Source organism: Sporosarcina sp. ACRSL, from assembly GCF_022346605.1.
Taxonomy (GTDB): Bacteria; Bacillota; Bacilli; order Bacillales_A; family Planococcaceae; genus Sporosarcina.
Genome location: NZ_JAKRNT010000009.1, coordinates 30,295 through 48,526, shown reverse-complemented (window position 1 = coordinate 48,526; position 18,232 = coordinate 30,295). Strand labels below are relative to the sequence as shown.

General features: G+C 42.3%; 17 protein-coding genes, 1 pseudogene and 1 riboswitch. Of the genes and pseudogenes, 10 read left to right on the top strand and 8 right to left on the bottom strand.

Translation table 11 applies throughout. The annotated features are described in order from the left end of the window. The first annotated feature begins 176 nt into the window (after window positions 1-176). Window positions 177-1,139: an LCP family protein gene (locus tag MHZ92_RS13950; protein WP_239432332.1), complete on the top strand. Its 963-nt coding sequence runs from the start codon at window positions 177-179 to the stop codon at window positions 1,137-1,139. A 32-nt stretch (window positions 1,140-1,171) separates the two neighbouring features. After that, entirely contained in the window at window positions 1,172-2,377 is a 1,206-nt protein-coding gene (locus tag MHZ92_RS13945) for an AI-2E family transporter (protein ID WP_370644755.1), read from the top strand. Between the two features lie 137 nt (window positions 2,378-2,514). On the opposite strand, the gene MHZ92_RS13940 is transcribed toward MHZ92_RS13945, so the two are convergent. Next, window positions 2,515-3,504, bottom strand: coding sequence for a helix-turn-helix transcriptional regulator (locus MHZ92_RS13940; RefSeq protein ID WP_239432330.1), 990 nt, complete (start codon window positions 3,502-3,504; stop codon window positions 2,515-2,517). 185 nt (window positions 3,505-3,689) lie between these two features. Between MHZ92_RS13940 and modA the strand changes: the two genes are divergently transcribed. From modA to MHZ92_RS13915, 5 genes are all read left to right on the top strand, one after another. After that, window positions 3,690-4,460, top strand: coding sequence for a molybdate ABC transporter substrate-binding protein (gene modA / locus MHZ92_RS13935; RefSeq protein WP_239432329.1), 771 nt, complete (start codon window positions 3,690-3,692; stop codon window positions 4,458-4,460). Between the two features lie 21 nt (window positions 4,461-4,481). Then, window positions 4,482-5,177 (top strand): molybdate ABC transporter permease subunit, encoded by a 696-nt coding sequence (modB, locus tag MHZ92_RS13930; RefSeq protein WP_239432328.1) that lies wholly within the window; start codon window positions 4,482-4,484, stop codon window positions 5,175-5,177. A 4-nt stretch (window positions 5,178-5,181) separates the two neighbouring features. After that, complete coding sequence (locus MHZ92_RS13925) at window positions 5,182-5,826, top strand: ATP-binding cassette domain-containing protein (protein ID WP_239432327.1); 645 nt, start codon at window positions 5,182-5,184, stop codon at window positions 5,824-5,826. 201 nt (window positions 5,827-6,027) lie between these two features. Then, window positions 6,028-6,744: a YwaF family protein gene (locus tag MHZ92_RS13920; RefSeq protein ID WP_239432326.1), complete on the top strand. Its 717-nt coding sequence runs from the start codon at window positions 6,028-6,030 to the stop codon at window positions 6,742-6,744. A 92-nt stretch (window positions 6,745-6,836) separates the two neighbouring features. Beyond that, window positions 6,837-7,028, top strand: coding sequence for a hypothetical protein (locus MHZ92_RS13915; RefSeq protein WP_239432325.1), 192 nt, complete (start codon window positions 6,837-6,839; stop codon window positions 7,026-7,028). A 59-nt stretch (window positions 7,029-7,087) separates the two neighbouring features. Here the strand turns inward: MHZ92_RS13915 and ribH are convergent, their stop codons facing one another. From ribH to MHZ92_RS13895, 4 genes and pseudogenes are all read right to left on the bottom strand, one after another. Further along, complete coding sequence (ribH, locus tag MHZ92_RS13910; RefSeq protein ID WP_239432324.1) at window positions 7,088-7,552, bottom strand: 6,7-dimethyl-8-ribityllumazine synthase; 465 nt, start codon at window positions 7,550-7,552, stop codon at window positions 7,088-7,090. A gap of 74 nt (window positions 7,553-7,626) precedes the next feature. Continuing rightward, window positions 7,627-8,232: pseudogene (ribB, locus tag MHZ92_RS13905) on the bottom strand (3,4-dihydroxy-2-butanone-4-phosphate synthase); the annotation flags it as partial. A 13-nt stretch (window positions 8,233-8,245) separates the two neighbouring features. Continuing rightward, window positions 8,246-8,896, bottom strand: coding sequence for a riboflavin synthase (ribE, locus tag MHZ92_RS13900; RefSeq protein ID WP_239432323.1), 651 nt, complete (start codon window positions 8,894-8,896; stop codon window positions 8,246-8,248). Beyond that, window positions 8,897-9,358, bottom strand: coding sequence for a hypothetical protein (locus tag MHZ92_RS13895; protein WP_239432322.1), 462 nt, complete (start codon window positions 9,356-9,358; stop codon window positions 8,897-8,899). A 59-nt stretch (window positions 9,359-9,417) separates the two neighbouring features. Beyond that, window positions 9,418-9,564: riboswitch (FMN riboswitch) on the bottom strand. A 260-nt stretch (window positions 9,565-9,824) separates the two neighbouring features. Here MHZ92_RS13895 and fni point away from each other — a divergent pair. From fni to MHZ92_RS13880, 3 genes are all read left to right on the top strand, one after another. Next, complete coding sequence (gene fni / locus MHZ92_RS13890; protein WP_239432321.1) at window positions 9,825-10,859, top strand: type 2 isopentenyl-diphosphate Delta-isomerase; 1,035 nt, start codon at window positions 9,825-9,827, stop codon at window positions 10,857-10,859. A gap of 136 nt (window positions 10,860-10,995) precedes the next feature. Beyond that, window positions 10,996-11,796, top strand: coding sequence for a helix-turn-helix domain-containing protein (locus tag MHZ92_RS13885; RefSeq protein WP_239432320.1), 801 nt, complete (start codon window positions 10,996-10,998; stop codon window positions 11,794-11,796). 5 nt (window positions 11,797-11,801) lie between these two features. After that, a complete protein-coding gene (locus tag MHZ92_RS13880) occupies window positions 11,802-12,176 on the top strand; it encodes an rRNA methyltransferase (protein WP_239432319.1) in 375 nt (124 codons plus the stop codon). Between the two features lie 128 nt (window positions 12,177-12,304). Here the strand turns inward: MHZ92_RS13880 and MHZ92_RS13875 are convergent, their stop codons facing one another. The 3 genes from MHZ92_RS13875 to parE all read right to left on the bottom strand — a co-directional run bounded on the left by MHZ92_RS13875 (window position 12,305) and on the right by parE (window position 18,079). Next, a complete protein-coding gene (locus MHZ92_RS13875) occupies window positions 12,305-13,531 on the bottom strand; it encodes an MFS transporter (RefSeq protein WP_239432522.1) in 1,227 nt (408 codons plus the stop codon). A 148-nt stretch (window positions 13,532-13,679) separates the two neighbouring features. After that, window positions 13,680-16,112, bottom strand: a complete 2,433-nt coding sequence (parC, locus tag MHZ92_RS13870; protein ID WP_239432318.1) for a DNA topoisomerase IV subunit A — start codon at window positions 16,110-16,112, stop codon at window positions 13,680-13,682. Then, on the bottom strand, window positions 16,109-18,079 hold the full coding sequence (gene parE, locus MHZ92_RS13865; protein ID WP_239432317.1) for a DNA topoisomerase IV subunit B: 1,971 nt from the start codon (window positions 18,077-18,079) through the stop codon (window positions 16,109-16,111). Before parE ends, parC begins: the two co-directional genes overlap by 4 nt. Window positions 18,080-18,232: the final 153 nt, after the last annotated feature.

Genomic DNA, 18,232 nt, shown 5'->3' with positions numbered 1-18,232 from the left:
TACCACCACCTTTAATTATAGATTATGCATCGTGTCGATCGGTGCATGGGGAAATCGTCCAGTTTCGGGTCATTATGTAATGGCTTCTGGCATGATATACTATCCATATACATATTGGAACCAACAGCATTCATCAATCGTCCTAATGATGACATTACAATTTGGAGGAATCGACTTTGAACGGAGATCAGTACGAGGGCCCGGTGCCAAGAAGAAGAAGGAAAAGAAAACTGCGGGTCGGCAGATTATTCTTTACGTTTCTGTTCATCGTTTTCATTTTAGCGGGCCTCTTTTCATATTTTCAATATAAAGAAGGTAAATCATTGGCCAAAGGGAATGAAATTGATCCCGGTCTTTTCCAAGGCGATATGATTGATCCCCTAAATCCGTCCGTTGAAAACTATTTACTTTTAGGTATTGATAATGACGACGGTGGCAGGTCACGCACCGACACGATGATGGTTCTTTCTTGGAATAAAAAAGAAGGATCGTTACGACTCGTTTCCTTCATGCGGGATATTTATGCAGATATTCCGGGTTACAAGTCATATAAACTGAACACTGCGTATTATTTGAACGGGGTTCAAACTGCCAAGGATACAATTACCGGCATGTTCGACATCCCGATTCACCATTATGCGATCGTGGACTTTGAAAATTTCGAGTCAATTATTGATATCGCATTTCCAGAAGGCATCACTATTGACGTCAAGAAAGAAATGTCTGAAAAAATAGGTGTAACGCTCATGCCGGGCGAACAGCGCCTGAACGGAAAGGAACTACTCGGGTACGCACGGTATCGAGCTGATGCGGAAGGAGATTTTGGCAGAGTAGCCCGGCAGCAGGAGGTTATGAGCGCTGTCAAAGAGGAAGCAACGAGACCAGGAATGCTTTTAAATGTTCCTAAATTAGCGGGTGCCTTATCGGGATTCATTGAGACCGACTTAACATCCAAAGACGAAATTACAAAAGCGATCACTCTTTTGATGAATGGCATGGCGAATCTCGAAACGATGACAATCCCTGTTGAAGGAACATACCGGTTCAACTCGTATTCACATGCAGGATCGGTCATTGAGCTTGATATTGAAAAAAATAAAGAGGCGCTTGCTGCCTTTCTAGACATGAAACTTGAGTAGGGGAAGTAGGGGAGTCGATGGAAAATAAAGGGATGCAATCAACAGAGAGTAAAAGTGAATGGAATGACGGGACACCGCGGATCATTCGTTTTTTAGGAGGACGAGCAACGATGTTCGTGCTCCTCTCCATTCTGTTGATCGGCTTGATTATCTTAGTGTTCAGCAAAGTTTCATTCGTTTTTTATCCAATTAAAGTCTTCTTTTCAACTGTCGTGTTGCCGATTATTTTGGCAACAATCGCCTATTATTTACTGCGCCCCATTCTCCGCGGTTTGGAAAGCTTAAGAATCCCGAGAATATGGGGGATACTCATCATCTTCGTCGGGCTGATCGGTGTAATCACATCTTTGGTTTTTCTTGTGTATCCATTCTTGAAAGGTCAATTTGCCAACTTAATTGAAGAGTTTCCTACATATTTTAAACAAATGCTCATTAACATTGACACGTTCTTGAGGACATCAATCGTTTCCACGTATTACAAGGAAATGGATATTAATATTACGAGTATTTTGGATAGCGGATTGGGGAACATTGGTAAACTATTTACAGATACTGTAGGTGGTATCGCTTCAGGAATTACATCTTTCATTTCTGCGTTGACCGGTTTGATTCTCGCAATCGTTACTGTTCCTTTTATCCTCTTTTATTTATTGAAGGATGGGGAAAAGCTTCCGCAGATGATCAAAAAAATGTTGCCGCCACGTCTTCGAAATGAAGCCGATTCCATTCTCAAAGATGCCGATCGCCAAATAGGGGCTTATATCCAAGGTCAAATTCTTGTTGCCATTAGCATTGGTATTATGGTCACGATCGGATTCTATATTATCGGAATGGAATACGCACCGCTATTAGGTGCATTAGCGATGGTCACAAGCGTCGTCCCATATTTGGGACCGCTCATTGCAATAACGCCTGCAGTTATAATTGCCATTGTCAGTTCACCATTCATGCTCGTGAAACTGGCTGTCGTTTGGACGATTGTTCAATTGATTGATGGAAAATTCATATCCCCGCAAATTATGGGGAAATCATTGAAGATTCATCCAATCACCATCATTTTCGTCCTGTTGACATCGGGTTCTTTATTCGGTGTAGCCGGTGTTGTCCTTGGAATCCCTGGTTATGCGCTTCTAAAAGTGTTATTCACACATTTGTTTAAACTGCTGAAGATCCGGTACAACAATTATGAGCCGAATCAGATGTATCATTATGAAGACGTAAAAGAACCACATAAATAAACGTCCTACACGGACGTTTTTTTATATTCGATCTCATAATTTTATTATGTAAACTTCATTTGGTTAAGTACTAATGTTATGAAACATGAAACAACAAATGTAAAAAAGGGCTGCGATTCAATATCGAAGCCCTTTTCCTATTCCGTCTCGTACATAATCGTTCCTGTTAATGAGAGGTCGTATCCACCTATTGCACCGATTTCATTTTGAAACGCCTTGGAGCGAAGGATGGATAAAATAGAGTCGCGTAGAAATTTATTCTCAGGTGTCTTATACATGACAAGGTCATAACGCTCATGAATGAGAGGAATAAAATCTACCCCTACCAATGCAGCAGCTTTCTCGATACCGACTCCGACATCCGCAGCACCGGATGCCACTTTACTAGCAACGGCGATATGATTCATTTCCTCAAAATGATAGCCATCGATAGTACGGGGGTTTATGCCTTCCAGCCGTAATTTCTCATCGAGCAGCACCCTCGCTCCTGACCCTATTTCTCGATTGACCATTTTTACAGAGGAATTGTTCAAATCTGCCCAAGTCCGGATATTTTTCGGATTGTTCTTTTGGACGAACAACCCAGCTGGCCTCGACAATAGATTGACCACGATGTATTCACGACCTGAAAGAATCCTTTTTATATATGGGATATTATATGTTCCTGTGTCTCCATCAAACAAATGTGTGCTGACAATGTCAGCTTCACCTTCATACATTGCAATCAAGCTGTTCAGACTACCGGTATATGACCGCAACGGACGATTGACCGCACCACTTTTTGCAATGGCATTTGCTAGTAAATCGAGGCTGATATCCTGTCCACTTATGATAAGCTTCTCCGATGATGCAGGCTGGTAATGATAGGGAGGAGGGGGCGTGTCGGTCCTAGTAATCGGCTGCTCGGGCGTTTCAGAAATCATTTTTTCGCTTTTAACAATCATGCCGCCGCTTTTTGATTTGTCCTTATAAGCTTCAAGATCCTCTGCATCGACACGCATCTGTCGTCCGACCCTGTATGCACGGAGCTCTCCTTTTTTAATGAGATCATAGACCGTTAGTTTGGACACTTTCAACAGATCTGCAATCTCTTCTGTCGTATACGAAGCTGCCTGATGATTAGTCATAAGTAACCTCCTGTTTCTGTCCTACTTCTATTCTCGCTTACTAGGAAAGTAAATGCAATATATTCAGATATAACAAATTATAAATAATACTATGAAGTTATACTTGGTTATAACTAGATATGTTTAGATGTAATATGATATATATACTTATAATAAGAACTAAAAGATAAGAAGGTGGAATCATGATGAAACGGTTCTTGCAATGGAGTTTCCTTCTCCTAGTTACGATCTTATTTTTCGGCTGTTCAAACAACAAAGAGGATGGGGCAGGGACGGAGTTGGCGATTGCAGCTGCCGCCAGTTTAACCGATGCATTGACCGAATTGAAATATACATATGAAAAGGAAAATGATGGCGTATTCATCAATTTGAATTTTGGAAGTTCCAGAAAGCTTGCAACTCAAATTGAACAAGGTGCTCCTGCGGATGTTTTTCTGTCAGCAAGCACGGAAGATATGACAAGAATGAAGGAGAATGGTCTTGTGATCGAGTCCTCCATCGTGAATTTCACGGGGAATTCCCTTGTATTAATCACCAACAAATCATATCCGGAACCTGTATCCTCTTTCGAACAGCTTGATGCTAATGGGTTCGATCACCTTTCCATCGGGGAGCCTGAAACTGTGCCTGCAGGAAGATATACGAAAGAAGTATTGGAGAATCTGCAAATGTGGATGCCTTTGCAAAGCAAACTTGTCATGGGATCTGACGTACGGCAAGTGTTGACACATGTTGAAATGGGAAATGCCGATTACGGAATCGTTTATGCGAGTGATGCCTTCGTGTCGGACAAGGTAACTGTCGTGACAGAAGCAGATTCTGCTATGCATTCTCCGATCGTCTATCCGGGAGCGGTTGTGAAAGATACTGAACATCCACAGGAAGCAGAGAATTTCTTGAAATTTGTGGCGAGTGAAGAAGGAAGAGCTGTTCTGAAGAAGCATGGTTTCAAATGAGGAGTAATAGGAGGACGAGGCATGGTTGGCATTGATTATTCACCTTTATTACTATCTTTAAAAGTTGCTGCTATTTCCACAACTATCGTATTCATCTCCGGCGTTTATTTTGCGCGGCTCTTTGCCAGGAGGCAGTTTTTCGGCAAAACGGTCATCGAGTCTGTTTTCATGCTGCCCCTCGTCTTACCACCGACCGTAGTCGGCTTTGCTCTTCTCATATTGTTTGGGAAAAATGGCTGGATAGGCAGTTGGCTGATGGAGTGGTTCGGTGTCCAAATCGTTTTTAATTGGATTGGTGCTGTCATCGCATCCATTGTCGTTTCATTCCCTTTGATGTATCAAAGTGCGGCTGCCGCATTTGACAGCCTCGACGATCGGCTTGAAAATGCCGCCCGAACGTTAGGAGCATCAGAATGGCGTGTGTTTTGGACGATTGCCTTTCCACTTGCTTGGCCAGGCCTGCTTGCCGGTCTCGTTCTATCATTTGCAAGGGGACTTGGAGAGTTTGGCGCCACGCTCATGATTGCAGGCTATATACCGGGAAAGACCGATACAATTCCGATGGCCATCTACTTCGCAGTTGAATCTGGTCAAATGGAGAAAGCAACGTTTTGGGTCGTCATTATAGTGGCTCTAGGTTTTAGCACAATCATGTGGCTTAATTGGTGGAGCCGTCGGAATATGAGACGCTTTACCGATCAAAATCGAAGTAGGTGATTCCATGCTTGAAGTGAATATTAAAAAACAGTTAGCCCATTATGACTTGGAAGTCAATTTCAGCATGGGAGATGAGATTCTCGTTCTGTTCGGTCCATCCGGGTCGGGAAAAACAACCATATTGCATACCATTGCTGGTTTGACACAGCCGGACGAAGGATTCATCAAACTTAGGGATAAACCTTTTTTCACAGGTCAAGGCAGTTCCGTATCTGTACAAGACCGGAATGTTGGTGTAGTGTTCCAAGACTATGCTTTGTTTCCGCATAAAACTGTCGAGCAGAATATCCGATACGGCATGAAACGGAAAACGGGAGAACGTTCAATTGTCGTTGAACAGCTACTTCAAGTTCTCGGGATCCAACAGCTGTTGTCCAAATACCCCCATCAAATATCCGGTGGGGAGAAACAGCGTACAGCCCTAGCGCGTGCATTGGCAGTAGAGCCTTCAATCCTCTTATTGGATGAGCCACTATCTGCTTTGGATAAACAAACGCGTATCGAATGTCAAAATGAACTGCTCCGCTTGCATGTAATATGGAAGATTCCGTTCATTATCGTGACGCATGACATGGAAGAAGCTGAAAAGCTAGGAGATCGTATTTTATTTCTTGAGCAAGGAAAGATCATAGAAGAACGTACAAAATAATTATCAATGCCTTGCATTCTCATGATGAATGCAAGGCATTTAAAGTTGGCGGAGCTGGACATCCTGTTATTCCCCTTTCGTCTAATTGGTCATAGTATGTGTGTATTGAAAATAGGTTAAACAAACTGCCCTTTTTATACTTGAAGAAGATGCTATAATTTGGGTAATCACTAAATGGGGAGTGGGGAAGAGGGGATGAATATGGGCAGTGGAAATGGGGCGAATCATTGGTTTGTTATGTTCTCTTTTACTCATTTTTTTGTTCTTTTTATCATCGCTCTCATCATTGTGCTTCTTTTTACTAATCGGAAGAGAATGCGAGAGAATGTCGCAAGTCTGAAAGTGGCGGAGCGTTTATTTGCGATCTCATTATTAGCAATGGACATTGCGTATCATATTTGGCTCATTGTTTCGGACCGGTGGAGGTTGGAAGACGCATTGCCGCTCGAATTATGCAGCATCTCTCTACTCGTCTCCATCGTACTGCTATTGACGGGGAATCGTTATTTAGTCGATTTTGTCATCTTCGCCGGTATTGGCGGCGCTCTTCAAGCATTGGCAACACCTGTTCTCGATATGGATTACCCTCATTTCCGCTTCTTTCATTTTTTCTATACACATGCGGGGATTATTTTGACGGGGCTTTACTACGTATGGGTGAAAGGATATGAACCAACGTTCAAAGGTGTATTAAAAACGATGCTGATCCTCAATGCAATCTTACCGTTTATTTTAGTTGTAAACTGGCTCTTTGATGGGAATTATATGTTTTTACGGATGAAACCAGAGAATGGCAGCATACTAGACTTCCTCGGTCCTTATCCATGGTATTTACTATCACTCGAAATGGTGGCATTCCTTATATTTACGGTCATTTGGCTTTTATTACGTAATAAGGGGAGAAATAGAGTACGCTAAATATACCTAGTCAGAATATTTTCTATATAGACACCGGTCATGGAGAGTGCTAAAATTTACTAACCGACAACAACGGGAGGGAGAGGACGGCAATGGAACCGAACAAACCAAACGGGGAGAAAGCAAAAGTCAGTTTGAAAGATGTAGTCAAGCAACAGCTTGAGGCTAAAAAGAATAAGACACACGCAACTAAAGTGAAGGGAAATCCAATCCAACAAACGCCAAAAATGAAGAGCCAACAATCTAAGAAAGTAACACAATCGAGTCGGAAAATGGGTATATAATCATATTTTTAACAGCAAAAAGCAAGCCCCGATTAGAAGGGACTTGCTTTTTGCTTTTCTTATAATTGTTTCATGAGATTTGCCATTTCAATCGCGGAGATGGCTACGTCCCATCCTTTATTTCCTGCTTTCGTCCCGGCGCGTTCAATCGCTTGTTCGATTGAGTCGGTCGTCAATACACCAAAAATAACTGGAATTCCTTCTGTCAAATTGATAGAGGAAACACCTTTAGCCACTTCATTACATACAAAGTCGAAGTGGGGAGTCGACCCTCTGATGACGGTGCCTAACGTAATAACAGCATCATATTTCTTTGAAGTTGCCATCCGTTTTGCGATGACCGGGATTTCAAAAGCACCTGGGACCCAAGCAATTTCGACGTCGTTTGCGTCAACTCCGTGGCGGCGCAAAGCATCTTCAGCACCACTTAGAAGCTTACCTGATATAAATTCATTGAATCGGGATACAACGATGCCGATTTTAAGTCCTGTGCCAATTAAATGTCCTTCATATGTCAAACTCATTATTTTTCCTCCTCAGATTTTCAATAAAATAACTTCTATTTGATCGTTTCTAATATGGAAGTAGATTTTTAACGTTGTTCTGTTCTCTTCCGATAATCAATCAATTCCTCAATTGTCAAGATAATAAGGTCGTGCCGCTTTGCAATTTCTATAAGCTCTTTTACCCGAGCCATCGTTCCATCTTGATTCATAATCTCGCAAATGACGCCAGCTGGAGTAGATCCTGCTAGACGTGCCAGATCAACTGCTGCTTCAGTGTGCCCTGGTCGTTCCAAGACGCCGCCAGGTTTTGAGACCAAAGGGAATATATGTCCAGGTCTTTTAAAATCCGAAGGCTTCGATTTGGCATCGATCATCTTCAAGATTGTTTCGGAACGTTCAAATGCGGAAATCCCTGTATGGGTTGATGCATGATCAATACTAACTGTAAAAGCAGTCCCATGAGCATCTGTATTTGTAGTTGTCATTGGCGGCAAGTCAAGGTTGTCCGCAAGTTGTTGTTCAATTGGGACACAAATCAAGCCACGACCTTCCGTTGCCATGAAATTGATCATCTCCGGTGTTGCAAATTCAGCTAGTGAGACAAAATCACCTTCATTTTCACGGCTTTCATCATCTACAACAATGATGGGTCTACCTTTTTTCAATTCCTTAATCGCGTTTTCTACCGTATTAAACATGTATGACTACCTCTCAATCCAAAAATCCGCTCTTGGCAAGTGTGTCCATTGTTAACCCGCCGATCGGTCCAGTTTCTTTCTTGGAGACAATTCGCTCCAAGTATTTTGCAAGGATGTCGCACTCCACATTCACAAAGTCCCTGACACGTTTTCGAGCGATAATGGAGTCAGCTTGTGTGACTGGAATAAGGGATATGGTAAACCCTTGCTCAAAAATGCCGAAAACCGTCAAGGAGGTGCCGTCTACTGTTATTGAACCTTTCTGAACGATGTGCGAGTGGAATGCCGGGTCTATTTTAATGTCAACATAAATCGCATTTTCTACGGGGCGCATTGCAATAATTTCTCCGACACAATCGACATGACCTGACACAAAATGGCCCCCGAAACGTCCGTTCGCTGCCATGGCACGTTCCAGATTCACAGGGCTGCCATGTTTCAACATGAATAGCGTCGTTGCTTTGAAGGTTTCAGGCATGACGTCAGCTGTAAAATGCGTTTTTGAATAATCCGCTACAGTTAAACATACTCCGTTGACAGAAATGCTATCTCCCTTTTTTACATCAGAGAGTACATGACTGCATGTAATGTATAACTGCAACGATGAAGAACCTTGCTTTATCGAGTGAATGGTTCCTATTTCTTCTACAATTCCTGTAAACAATTAGCATACACCTCCGATCATTTTAGGAATCGAATCTGTCTGATCGATAGAAGGGAAGGTTTGCAATTTAATGATGAAGTTGTTGCTTGTTTCCACAGCTGGATACGGTATGACTGATTCAGTTTTGAGCGGCGTCCTAGGATGCCTATGCAACGTAATTTGTATTGGGTTCTTTCCACCATGGGGCAAACGGGTGGTGAGGAAAGGGTTATTTTGAAGATGATAACGTAGGTTATTAAGTATTGAGTAAACGCCCAGGTTGCTAACATCCGCCTCTTTTTTACATAAACTAGGCAACACTTCAAATTCGGCATCTGAAAGAAGCCCAATCTTTACTCCATATACGGAAGGATTCGGTTCTTTGGACACGTTGAAAACACGGAGAATGCCGATAGCAATCGTTGTATCTGTGCAAACGAACGAATTTTCAATATGTACAGCTAACTGATCGGCGTGATCCATCGATTTCCCCCTTTCTTTTTTGGAAAGGGCGGATAGTATTGGGCATAGTCTTCAAACACGAGCAACTTCTCCCATCCAGACTTTCACTGTCGGTGCCGGAGTTTCACCAGCTCCACCGTCTTCACAAGGAAGAACGGGTCACGGACTGACAAGCATTGCGCTTGATCACCGCCGGTAAGGAATTTCACCTTGCCCCGAAGAGTCGTTTTGAATTGACCGACTCAAATTTAACACATTTCAGCAACAGTTGCCATATTCCTGCACTATAACCTAAAAGAGCGGTGCATAATTAGCATTATTTGGTGCTTTGTCATGAAATAAAAATGAAATTGCTGAAATTATAGTTTAGGTAACCTATAATGAAATGGAAAGAAAGCGCGAAATGAGGATTGAGCAAGAATCTAACCATTGGATCTAGCCGACTCGGCGAATGGTATCTCGTGCTAGGGAAGAGAGATGTTGGCAAATGACTGGTTCAATTCATCAACGAAAAGCAGAGCATATTGAAATCACATTAAACGAAAAAGTGACGGGTAACCAGATAACAACTGGACTCGAAAGGGTTCACTTCATTCATAACGCCTTACCCGAAATCGACTTTAATGAAATCTCTATCGAAAGCAATTTTGTCGGCCAATCGCGTCCAACACCTTTCATGATCAGCTCCATGACAGGAGGCGCTGCTTTCGCCGAAACGATTAACCGTAACTTGGCACTGGCCGCAGAGGAAAAAGGTTGGATCTTAGCTTTAGGGTCAATGCGTGCACTAATTGAAAGCGAGGAACACCGTGCATCCTTCCAAGTAAGACAGTACGCCCCAACAGTTCCAATCATTGCGAATTTAGGTGCTGTGCAATTGAATTACGGATTTGGTGTTGATCAATGCCGGCAAATAATTGAAATGACGAATGCTGATGCATTGGTGCTTCATTTGAACAGTTTGCAGGAAGTCATTCAACCGAACGGAGATTTGAACTTCAAGGATTTATTAGTAAAAATCGAAGAACTGACGAACGTTTTGGAAATTCCAATCGGAGTAAAAGAAGTCGGTTGGGGAATCGACGGTGATACGGCCAAAAAGCTATGTGATATCGGTATAACATTTATCGACGTAGCGGGTGCAGGAGGGACATCGTGGAGCCAAGTGGAAAAATACCGTTCGACTGATCCAGTGAAACAAGCTGCCGCCGAAACGTTCAGCGTTTGGGGAATTCCGACAGTCGATTGTGTCGTTTCGGTACGTGAAAAGATCGGTGAACAATCAATTGTTGCTAGTGGCGGCATGTCTACAGGGCTAGATGCTGCGAAAACGATAGCATTAGGCGCTGACATTGTCGGCTTTGGCAGATCCATCTTAAAAGAAGCTACACAGTCTCCAGAAGACGTCATGAGAGTCATGGAAACGAAAGAACTTGAGCTCCGCATGGCTATGTTCGGTGTCGGTGCATCAACATTGGCCGAACTGCAAGCGAGTGACAGAGTGCGTTATGTAAAAAGATAAGGAGTGGACCACTTTAGCTATGGCAAGTGGTCCATTTTTTATGGAAGTAAGTATTTTCAGTTAATTAGTTGCGAAATAGAACACTTGTTTGTATAATTGATTTAGGAAAGGATTGATTTGAAGGGGGATGGGGGAGTTGGCACGAAATCCGGGAATGACTGACGAAAAGATTATAGAATTGTATAAGAGCGGGTTATCATACGATAAACTTTGCAGCATAATCGGTTTATCCAATCGAGCAATACGGAATGTACTATATAAGCACGGAATCGAGTTGAATCCATTAGGGCGTCCGCGTATTCATCAAGTAAACGAAAACTTCTTTAAAACGTGGTCTCACGAAATGGCTTGGGTATTGGGATTATTCATAACAGATGGTCATGTGAATAAAAGAGTCCACGCTGTTTATTTATCACAAAAAGATGAATCGATTTTGAGAAAAGTTGCCCATTTAATGGGTGCAAGTCCAACTATTAAAACTGGAATTGGTACAAGAGTAACACCAATGCTGATCATTAACTCGAAAATCATAAAACAGGACCTAGAACTGCTGGGCATTACGCCGAACAAATCTTATTCGGTTCCTTTTCCGGAAGTACCGGAAGAATATTTACCGTCATTTATTAGAGGGGTTATTGATGGAGATGGATGGGTACAAGATCGCGGCTATGTTATGAATGTCACTACAGCAAGCGAGCAATTTGCAAATGGACTATTTGCTGTATTTCAAAAGTGGGATTTGAGAACCGAAATAACTACCGAACTTACACAATCGGAGAAAAAAATCTATCGTATTTGGGTCAAGGGAAAACGAGACCTTCCAAAACTGGCTAATATCATATACGATGGAGCTGGCAAACTGTTCAACGAGAATAAAAAGAACAGAATGGTTCAGCACGCCGTTAAACCGGAACAGATGATTTTAGAATTGGAGTGAATAACATGTGGAAATTAATTAATGGTAAGCTGCAACAAACTTCGGATACAGATCGAGTAAAGTTTAGAACAAATATTAGTAAAACGATTTTAAACGATTTAAATAAGCTGGCTGAGGAAAATGATACTCATACGAATTATTTATTGGAAAATGGTTTACTGAATGTAATGAAACAAGACGTAATTTCGTACAATAAAGACTTACGACCAAAAGATCGTGTGCAATACAAAACAACATATGACAAAGAGCTATTGGCCGAAATAAAGAAGATGGCAAAGAAACACAATATATTCATCAACGATCTTATTGAATATAGCGTGCAGTTCATAAATGTAGAGGAAAGTAAGAGCAGGAGCTATAGATATCGAATAGAGAAGTAAACAATTTATTCTTCGTAAAACGCCCCCGTCATAATATATATTAGCGGTAGTTAAATATCACTTTAAAGTATACTTGAAACAGTGAGACAAAATCGATTTTCACAGTAAATAAAAAACCAGCAGCGAAATCATAAAATGACTTCCGCTGCTGGTTCTGTTTTTGGCTGTTCCAAAATGATATTTCTTCGTTTCATTTGAATGAAAAACAGCAATGTCATACCTAAGCTGATCATCCCGAAAATAATAACCATCGTTTGTAGACCTACAATATCCAAGAATGCCCCAGCGCTTAATAAAACGACCTGGAACATGACACGCTCCAACATGTTGCGGAACGAGAAAAAACGTCCGTGGTATGCTTTTGGCATTTGTTTCTGAAAAACAACCATTGCTGTTGGAAAAAAACAACCTAACGCAAAGCCCAATACAGCAAACGCACTAAGTGTCAAAACGATATGATGCGCAAAATACAGCATGAATTCGGCAACTGCTACCATCGTTGCAAAGAAAAATAAAATGACCGTTGTCTTCCATTTTCGAGTAATGAATTTTACCGCAAATGAACCAACCATGAATGCAATCCCTTCTGCGGTATAAATCAACCCTTTAATCGACGCTACGTCCTGTATTTCACTTATATTAATGACAATTAGATTGAATGAACCGAGAAACAATAAAGGGATCATCGTCATGACTAACGTCATGCCAACTGCAGGATATGCTTTTAAGACAGGAAAAACTTCCATGAAGCCTCCTCTGTCGCTATCCTTTCTGCTAGAGCGCGCACTCCCCTTCTCTTCATCAATTTTTAGCATCATCGTAAAGCCTAATAGAGCGGCATATGCAAGCATGGAAACCCAATATAACGATGCCAACGACCAGTAGACAAGCATGACACCCGCCAGAGCAGTTCCGACGACACGGGCGATCGTAGCGACATTCATATGCATACCGTTCATCGTCAACAGATCGTCATCTTTCACGACTAGAGGAATAGCCGATTGCAGTGCCGGGAAATAGAAGGTTGCCGACAATTGGATTGAAATAATAAATGCAACCATCCACCATACCGAGCCCGTCGATATGGCGAGTAACATAAAGACAACACTGACTAGCCTTCCGAGCCCTGCTACTAACAATACGGTCTTTTTCCTTGATTGATCAATAATCCGCCCTGCTGTCGGACCGGCAATGATACCAGCCAACAAACCGATAGACATGATCAGTGCCTTCACGAAATCGGATGGGATTTTTTCCTGCATAAACTCAAGATTTCCGATAATCCCCGTCCATAACCCAAGCCCGGCAATCATTTCGCCGGATAGGATAATCCAAACATTACGGTTTTTCCACATACCGTTCATCATTCCCCTGAATTTATTTCGACTTTCGAATTATTATACGTCAACTTTAATTTTATGTCACTAAAATCTTTTCGACTCGATAAAACAACATATAAAGAGCATGTCAACACGTTACTATGTTGTTGACATGCTCTTTGAATTATGCTTTCGTTTCGGCTTTAACTTCTTTGTAAACAGCAGTCACTTTGCCCTCTTTACTTTCATCCACTAACGAACTTCCATTCGAATAGCGATCAACGAGTCGTAATGATCCGGCGTCTATTGACACTTTACTATCTTTGCTCGTCGTCAAGGTGACAGTGTCACTAGGTTTTACAAACTGCGTCCCCACAATACGATGAGGATTCGTTTTCAACTCTTTCAATACAACAACACCACGTTGTGCTCTTGAAGCGACGTCCAGTTCCTTCAATGCCATCCTCTTAACCGAACCTCGGTGTGTCGCGATCAATATCGATTCCGTTTCGTCTCGTACGACTAGTATGGAAGCAAGCTTGTCATCTGACTTGACATTAATGCCCCGTACTCCTGCTGTTCTTACACCTGTTACCGACAACTCGGTGAGAGAAAATCGTAAAGCATAAGCTTGTTCGGTGAAGAGAATGACGTCTTCCTCACCCGTTACAAGCTGCGCATCTACCATCAAATCCCCTTTTTTCAAGTTCATCGCCTTGAATGTACGAGAATAGCGCTGTACTTGGAAGTCTGCAAGCTTAGAAATTTTGATGTTTCCGTTATCTGCAACCGTTAAAACAGACGTTTCGTCATCGAAGCTTTCAATGCCGATCGCAGCAATCACTTGCTCATTCGGTTCCAAAGACACGATGCTTGATATATGTTGGCCAAGATCTTTCCAACGAATATCTGGCAATTCATGCACAGGCTGATACAAATAATTGCCGTGTGATGTGAACAAAAGTAGATGATGTTGCGTATTCATGACAGCTTCCAGCAGACTGTAGTCGGATTCCTTCATTTCTTGTCCCGTACCGTTAGAGGCACTAAACGAACGTATGCTCGTCCGCTTCACGTAGCCATCTTTTGTAACAGAGACGACAACATCCTCACTCGGTACTAGAATATCAAGATCCACTTTAATATTTTCGATCTTTTCTTCAATAACAGACCTTCTCTGTTCTGCGAACTGTTTACGGATTTCGAGCAATTCCTTTTTGATAACAGCTGAAAGTTTTTTATCGCTTTTTAAAATAGCATCCAGCGTATCAATTAACTTTCTAAGCTCTGTATCTTCTTTTTTCAGTTCGGTTATATCTGTATTCGTCAATCTGTATAGTTGGAGAGATACAATTGCCTCTGCTTGAACTTCAGTAAATCCGAATTTTGCAATGATATTATTTTTCGCATCACGCTTATCTTTCGATGCCCTGATCGTTTTGATTACTTCATCCAAGATAGATAATGCTTTCATCAAGCCTTCAACGATATGCAGTCGATCTTTCGCTTTTTGGATATCGTATTCGGAACGTCTCGTTACGACGTCTTTTTGGTGTTCGATATAAGCATCCAATAACATCGACAGTGACATTAGCGTCGGTCTTCTATTGGATATTGCCACCATATTAAAATTATACGTCACTTGAAGATCGGTGTTTTTCAACAAATATTGCAAAATCGCATTGCCATCTATATCCTTCTTCAGTTCGACCACAATTCGAAGGCCCGAACGATCTGATTCATCTCGGACATCCGCAATTCCATCGAGCTTTCGATCCAACCGAAGTTCATCGATTTTCTTAACCAAATTCGCCTTGTTCACATCATACGGAATTTCAGTAATAACAATTTGAGATTTTCCGGCTTTCAACGGCTCAATATCCGATTTTGCACGGATGACAATACGGCCTCTTCCCGTCTCATATGCTGTCTTAATCCCTTCCGCCCCTTGAATGATCGCGCCGGTAGGAAAATCTGGCCCCTTTATGACAGTCATCAATTCGTCTACTGACACGTTGGGGTTGTCCATTCTCATGAGTACTGCGTCAATCACTTCATGTAATGCGTGTGGTGGGATATCTGTCGCATAGCCGGCAGAGATTCCAGTTGAGCCATTTACGAGCAAATTAGGAAAACGTGAAGGTAAGACAGTTGGTTCCGGCTCCGTATCATCGAAGTTCGGAATGAACTCGACCGTGTTTTTTCCGATATCACGGAGCATTTCCGCAGCAATAGCGGATAGTCTCGCTTCTGTGTACCGCATTGCGGCTGCTGGATCTCCATCGACAGAACCATTGTTTCCGTGCATTTCAATCATAAGGTGACGAAGTTTCCATTCTTGGCTCATCCGTACCATGGCATCATATACAGATGTATCTCCATGGGGATGATAGTTCCCAATGACATTCCCTACTGTTTTCGCGGATTTTCTAAATGCTTTATCATGGGTATTCCCCTCATGGAACATTGCGTACAGAATTCTTCTTTGAACGGGTTTCAATCCATCTCTAGCGTCCGGAAGAGCCCTGTCCTGAATGATATATTTACTATAACGTCCGAAACGGTCGCCAATCACTTCTTCTAATGGCAAGTCTTGGTATCGCTCAGTTGAAGTCATTCAAAGTCCCCCTCAACATGCAAAAATTCATTTTCCAAAATATTATGGTCCTCAGTGCCGAAATCGACGTTTGTTTCAATCCATTTCCTACGGGGCTCGACTTTATCCCCCATAAGTGTCGTAACACGTCGTTCCGATTGCGCACCATCTTCAATCGTCACACGGATGAGTGTCCGAGTCTCTGGATTCATCGTCGTTTCCCATAATTGATCGGCATTCATTTCACCGAGACCTTTATACCGCTGCAGCATATAGCCGCGACCGATTTTTTTTATTGCCTCATCCAGATTGGCTTCCGTCCAAGCATATTCGACTTTTTCGTTCTTGCCTGTTCCTTTAGAAACTTTATACAGTGGAGGGAGTGCAATAAATACCTTTCCCGCCTCGATCAATGGTTTCATATATCGATAAAAGAACGTCAGGAGAAGCACTTGGATATGCGCTCCGTCAGTATCCGCGTCAGTCATAATAATCACTTTGTCGTAAGCGATATCTTCGATTTGAAAATCGGCACCGACCCCTCCGCCAATCGCGTGGATGATCGTATTGATCTCCTCATTTTTCATAATATCTTCTAATTTAGCCTTTTCGGTATTGATCACTTTACCGCGTAGAGGCAAGATCGCTTGGAATGTCCTATCTCGACCTTGTTTAGCAGAACCACCGGCAGAATCCCCTTCGACAAGGTATAATTCATTTTTTGCAGCATTCCTTGACTGTGCAGGTGTCAGTTTTCCGGTTAGTAGCGTATCCGAACGGCGTCGTTTTTTCCCGGAACGTGCATCTTCTCGCGCCTTGCGAGCTGCTTCCCTCGCTTGTTGCGCACGGATTGCTTTTCTGATCAAGTTTCCGCTTAGCTCTGCATTTTCCTCTAAAAAGTAAAGAAGCTGTTGAGAAATGATGGCATCAGTTGCCGTCCTCGCTTCACTCGTCCCTAATTTCCCTTTTGTTTGTCCTTCGAATTGAAGAATTTCTTCAGGAATACGGACCGAGACGATTGCAGAAATACCTTCTCGGATATCGGAGCCATCGAGGTTTTTATCTTTCTCCTTCAAGATGCCGGTTTTCCTAGCATACTCATTGAATACGCGTGTCATGGCTGTTTTGGCACCGGTTTCATGTGTGCCTCCATCTTTCGTCCTCACATTGTTCACGAAGGAAAGAATTGTTTCGGAATAGCCATCGCTGAATTGGAACGCGAATTCGACTTCAATCCCTTCCGCCACCCCTTCAAGGTAGGCTACATCGTGAAGGACATCCTTCTCTTCATTCAAATAGGAAATGAATGCTTCGATGCCGGTTTCGTAATGGAAAACGTCATGCTTTTCAGTTCCTTCTTCTTTCAAGTCTATTTTTAAGCCTTTTAGGAGGAATGCCGATTCACGCAAACGCTCTGACAGTAATTCATATTGATATTTAATTGTTGAAAATATCGCAGGATCTGGCTTGAAATGGATCAATGTCCCTTTTTCACGTGTCGTTCCGATTTCTTCTAAAGTAGTGACCGGTTTACCGCCATTTTCAAACCGCTGTCTGAATTTCTTTCCATCACGAAAAATCGTCACTTCCAACCACTCGGAAAGGGCATTGACGACTGATGCACCTACACCATGCAGTCCTCCACTTGTCTTATAACCCCCTTGTCCAAACTTTCCCCCGGCGTGAAGGACGGTCAAAATGACTTCCGTTGTCGGTTTACCTGTCTTATGCATTCCAGTGGGCATTCCTCGGCCGTAATCGCGTACACCAATACTGCCGTCTTTGTGTATCGTAACGTCAATTTCAGAACCGTATCCTGCAAGCGCTTCGTCAACTGCGTTATCAACGATTTCGTAAACAAGATGATGAAGTCCTCGTGAATCCGTGGACCCAATATACATGCCTGGGCGTTTCCGGACTGCATCGAGGCCTTCTAGTACTTGAATCGAATCATCATCATATGTGTAAATTTCTTCCTTCTTCGTCAAATCGCAACCCCCATCAAACGAATGTTCTCTTTGTCTTTGTATACTATCGTATCGCTTCCTGTAAAGCTTGTCAAATCAACGTTTCAGGAAGCTTGCTCAATTAATTGTATAGAAGAAACTGATGGATTGCAATGAGATGAGGAAAATCTATAC